This is a genomic window from Bradyrhizobium sp. P2_E8 (genome assembly GCF_056403875.1).
The window spans coordinates 1-4473 of sequence record NZ_JBFUES010000641.1 but is presented as its reverse complement, the minus strand read 5'-3'; the positions used below and the strand labels follow the sequence as shown (position 1 = coordinate 4473).

General features: G+C 63.8%; 6 protein-coding genes. 2 read left to right on the top strand and 4 right to left on the bottom strand.

What is annotated here, in order from left to right; all coding sequences use genetic code 11:
• Positions 1-865, bottom strand: an 865-nt coding sequence (locus AC1D00_RS28575) for an ABC-F family ATP-binding cassette domain-containing protein (RefSeq protein WP_477012963.1), incomplete at its 3' end; no start/stop codon positions are given.
• Between the two features lie 627 nt (positions 866-1492).
• Here AC1D00_RS28575 and AC1D00_RS28570 point away from each other — a divergent pair.
• Positions 1493-1900: a hypothetical protein gene (locus AC1D00_RS28570; protein WP_477012962.1), complete on the top strand. Its 408-nt coding sequence runs from the start codon at positions 1493-1495 to the stop codon at positions 1898-1900.
• 9 nt (positions 1901-1909) lie between these two features.
• Here AC1D00_RS28570 and AC1D00_RS28565 read toward each other — a convergent pair whose 3' ends face one another.
• Entirely contained in the window at positions 1910-2614 is a 705-nt protein-coding gene (locus tag AC1D00_RS28565) for a GrlR family regulatory protein (protein ID WP_025575424.1), read from the bottom strand.
• A gap of 267 nt (positions 2615-2881) precedes the next feature.
• Entirely contained in the window at positions 2882-3031 is a 150-nt protein-coding gene (locus AC1D00_RS28560; RefSeq protein WP_477012961.1) for a hypothetical protein, read from the bottom strand.
• 93 nt (positions 3032-3124) lie between these two features.
• Here AC1D00_RS28560 and AC1D00_RS28555 point away from each other — a divergent pair, with 93 nt between their 5' ends.
• Positions 3125-3583 (top strand): hypothetical protein, encoded by a 459-nt coding sequence (locus AC1D00_RS28555; protein WP_477012960.1) that lies wholly within the window; start codon positions 3125-3127, stop codon positions 3581-3583.
• Position 3584: 1 nt separating this feature from the next.
• Here the strand turns inward: AC1D00_RS28555 and AC1D00_RS28550 are convergent, their stop codons facing one another.
• The gene (locus AC1D00_RS28550) at positions 3585-4406 is read right to left on the bottom strand and encodes a tetratricopeptide repeat protein (protein WP_477012959.1); all 822 of its coding nucleotides are present in this window, start codon (positions 4404-4406) and stop codon (positions 3585-3587) included.
• Between the last annotated feature and the right edge of the window lie 67 nt (positions 4407-4473).

Below are 4473 nucleotides of genomic sequence, written 5' to 3'. Positions count from 1 at the left end.
GCACCTGGGCTGCATGCGAGGCACGCGCCTTGAAGCGCTCGATGAACTTGATCTCCTTGGCGAGCATCGCCTGCTGGCGCTCGAACTGCGCCTGTTGCTGCTTCTCGTTCAGCGCGCGCTGCTGCTCGTAGAATTCGTAATCGCCGGTATAGGTCGTCAGCGAGCCGCTATCGATCTCGATCACCTTGGAGATCACGCGGTTGATGAACTCGCGGTCATGCGAGGTCATCAAGAGCGTGCCCTCATAGTCGTGCAGGAATTTCTCCAGCCAGATCAGGCTTTCCAGATCGAGATGGTTGCTCGGCTCGTCGAGCAGCATGACGTCGGGCCGCATCAGAAGAATACGCGCCAGCGCCACGCGCATCTTCCAGCCGCCGGAGAGTTTTCCGACGTCGCCGTCCATCATCTCCTGGCTGAAGCCGAGACCGGAGAGCGCCTCGCGCGCGCGGCCGTCGAGCGCATAGCCGTCGAGTTCCTCGAAGGCGTGCTGCACCTCGCCATAGCGCGCGATGATCTCGTCCATCTGGTCGGCCATGTCAGGGTCGGCCATGTCAGCCTCGAGCTGGCGCAACTCGGCCGCGACCTCGCTGACGGGGCCGGCGCCGTTCATCACCTCGGCCACGGCGCTGCGGCCGCTCATCTCGCCGACGTCCTGATTGAAATACCCGATGGTGATGCCGCGATCGGTCGAGACCTGCCCTTCGTCCGGCAGCTCCTCACCGGCGATCATCCGGAACAGCGTGGTCTTGCCCGCGCCGTTCGGGCCGACGAGCCCGATCTTCTCGCCCTTGTTGAGGGCGGCGGAGGCTTCGATGAAAAGGATCTGGTGGCCGGCTTGCTTGCTGACGTTGTCGAGGCGGATCATGAGGTCATTTTGGGGGAATTTTTGCGTTGCAGCGTCATAGGCCATGCCGGCCCCAAGGGGAAGCCCGGCCGGGCCCGGATTCCGCCCTCGCCGGTCACGCCAGCTTGCTGGAATTCGCCCCGAAACGGCGCTTCGTGCCCGCTGGCAGCCAGTTCGCTGTCCGCGTCCGGCCCGAAGCGCGCCGACCGAGCCGCAAACCGTGATGTCTGTTGATGCCCAGCCGCTGGCGACATCATGCGCGGCATTGCGCCCCGCGCGGCTGCCAAGGGGAACACATTTGCAGCGCGCCTACGTCAGAGCTCTACCTAACGAATACCGTCGCAGGCGGCGGTGGCGCGCGGCGCGCCACATTGAATGATTTCACTTCCGACGTAGTCGCGAGACGTCGGCCCGCTTCGGGAGCAGCAAGCCGAGTTCGCGTGCCTTCTTTCTGACTGAAGTGACATGGCGATCAAGCTCACGGGCTATGTCGCCGGCGCAGGTTTTCTGACGCGCGAGAGTCGTCAATCGCTGCGCCTCGTGCCTCGACCATTCGCGCGGTTTTGAAAACATCGCGGACCCTCATTCGTCTGAAGCGATAGAAGGTGCGGTGACCTCCCCATCCGAGATGGGCGATATGAAGTCCCGGTGCAGGCACGTTGGTCTTCGGGCGCCATCGAACAGCACGGTGATGCCCGTAGTGCGACGGCTCACGTCAATGACGATACCACTCCGGTCGGCAATCTCTGGGCATCGAGCGGCACCAAGCTCGCTCATCCTGAAACGCATACCGACAGCAATTCTGTCGACGTTCTGGTAATTCATTACCGATGTCCGGTAAGTAAAATTGACAGGCAAAAAAAGCAAAAGCTCAAAATCAGTCTAAAACTTATATCAGAATCATCATCTATGCAACCAGCGGACGAAAATTGCGCTGCTAACCCGCGCAAGCAGGCGCGATCTGGCGGCAGCCCACCCCCTGCTGGCCCGAGGACGCCGTTGATCCAGAACACCTTCGATGTCCGCTTTTCAGGGCAGCGGACGCAGTTTCGATGAGTATCCGCCCTACGCCCTTCGCATCAGCTTGAGCGAGGCCGCAAGGCGCAGGCTGCGCTTGCCGGCGAGCGCAATGCCCTCGAGCTCGCCGCTATCGGCCGTGCAGGTTCCGGAGAAGCCGATCCCGACCTCATAGCCGCCGAAGACGGGATTTTCGTCCTTCGCCGGCGTGTGCTCCTGGTTCAGCATCTCGCCCTTCCAGCGGCCATCCGCCGAGGAATAGGAGCCGAGATAGTAGAAGAACGCATCGCCGCCGAGGATGCGGCCGTCCATCAGCAGCATCACGCCGGACAGCCCGGCATCGATCCCGTCGAGCGCGCGGATGTGGATTGAGTACAGCCCGTTGACGATACCGTCGGGACCGACCGTGCCGCGCGGCGGCAGCGCCTCGTCGTCGAGCGGCGCGAGGTTGGCCCAGAACACGCTGCCCGGCACCGGATCGGCCTTGCCCTCGAACAGGATCGTCGATCCCTCCGTCCGGCCGCGCACCTTGATCGCGGCGACGTCGGTGCCCATCAGCGGCTTGTAATTGGGATCCTCGTTGTGGCGCTCGGTGATGACATTGGCCTCGATCGCGCCGTCCCTGACCTCATAGGTCCCGAGATGCGCGAAAGCGGAATTGCCGCCCAGCATCTTGCCATTGTGCATGCACATGATGCTGCGGCCGAACGCGCCGCCAACGCCGTATTCAACCTTGTAGAGACCGTTGAGCAACGCCTTGAACCCGCGAAATCGGAAAAGAATCGCAGGCTACCTAGCACTGCCGCCGCATCGGTTCCATCCGGCTTTTTCGCGCAGGCGCCGCTCGCCGGACCTTTCGCTGCATGATGCCATCATGCCCCTGTTTTGCCCGACGGGTCAAACGAATTTCGCCAAATCCGCAATCCATGATTTCGTTGTGATTTYAGCGCCCCGGCTACTGTGCATGGGGTTGTTCTTCGACTTTTTTGTCTTGCGTGGTCACGGCCCCCTCGCCACGCGCTAGTAACGCTTGAAATACTGCACTTCGCGCTCGTGCTTCTCGGCCGCCGCGCGGCTCTTGAAGGTGCCGAGGTTGCGACGCTTGCCGGTCTTCGGATTCACCTTGCGTGAGTAAAGGCGATACTCGCCGGATGCCAGTTTGCGGATCATGATCGGGCCTCCCGCTTGTTGTCATCTCAACAGCGCTTGCCGGAGCTGGTTCCTTCCCTTGAACCCGCCCCCGCAAGCACGCGACGAAGGGGCATGAAGCAGACAGGGCCATCACCCGAAGATCAGATCGCGGAATTCATCGCTAGCGCGGCGAAACAACCGCTGCTCGATGCCGCGTTCGAACTCTGGCGCTGGCGTTACCGCCTGGATTCGATCGAAGGGCGCCCGACCGCCGGAGAGGTCCGCATCAATCGCACCCTCACGCCGGAGCAGATCAGCGCGAAATACCGCTGGGATCGCGACCATGCCCATGAAGGGCCGATGTTCGGCTACCTGAAGCGTGCCCATCCGCGCGCCGATGACACCGCGATCAGGCAGGCCATCATCACCGCGGTCAAATTCGAGGACGCGACCTTCACCCATTTCAGCTGGGATGGGGATTTCTGGGCCTGCGTCGTGCGCGCCGTGGCGCAAGCGGCGGCGCAGTATCCTGATTTTCTCGAGACGACCTATCGCGACGCCCGCAACAACGTCGCCTACTATTACAAGTGAGCTAGAAGCACAGCGTGGTGACGAGCTTGCCCTGCTTGTCCTTGATCGCGTAGGGGCAGCGCAGCCGCTCCAATGCCTTCTTGGCGTCTTCGTCGCCAAGCGCTGCGGCGCGCTCGTAATAGGCTTTCGCGGCATCCTTGTCCTTCGCGCCGCCGCGGCCTTCCTGTGCGAAGGCGCCCATCCGCTCCAGCGCGCCGGGATGGTTTTGCGCGGCCGCCTTCTCGAACAGCGCGCGCGCAGCGACGTCGTCCTGTGCGCCGCCCGTGCCTTCGGAGAGCATCAGGCCGAGCTGGTACTGCGCCTCCGCGTTGGTCTCGGCGGCCTTGCCCAGCAGCGCGCGCGCCTGCGCGGGATCGGCGGGYGCGCCACCGCCGGCGCCGCCGAGCGCGGCAAGATTGCTGACGCCGCGGGGATTGCCGGCCTGCGCCGCCTTCTCGARCAATTTGCGCGCCTGCGCTTCGTCCTTTGCGACGCCGGCGCCGGTGCCGTAGAGCACGCCGAGCTCGACCATGGCCGCGCTCGATCCCTTGTCGGCCGCCTTGCGCCAGGCGGCAATCGCCTCCGCCGTCTGCCGGTTGGCTGCGTAGGCACGGCCGAGCGCGAACATCGCACGCCGCGAAGATGGCGCGGCCTRCTTGCAGAACCTGATGGCGGTCGCGACGTCGGAGGCCGCGATCTCCGCCACGCCCTTCACGTCAGCCGGCTTGTCGGGATCGCTGGGATCGGCCGCAACCCGGTCGCACAGCACGAGGTCGGCCGATTGCGCATGCGCCGCGAGGGGCGCGGCGAGCGCGAGGAGAATGGCAAGAAGATAGGTCCGCATGGACACCACGTTGCGTCCCGGCTCCGGCAAATTCAAGGCTCGAGTCCCGATTGACGCAGAACGGGCA

Coding starts and splice junctions, on each gene's coding strand:
- AC1D00_RS28560 (WP_477012961.1), bottom strand. CDS start 3,031: ATGATCCGCAAACTGGCATCCGGCGAGTATCGCCTTTACTCACGCAAG.
- AC1D00_RS28555 (WP_477012960.1), top strand. CDS start 3,125: ATGAAGCAGACAGGGCCATCACCCGAAGATCAGATCGCGGAATTCATC.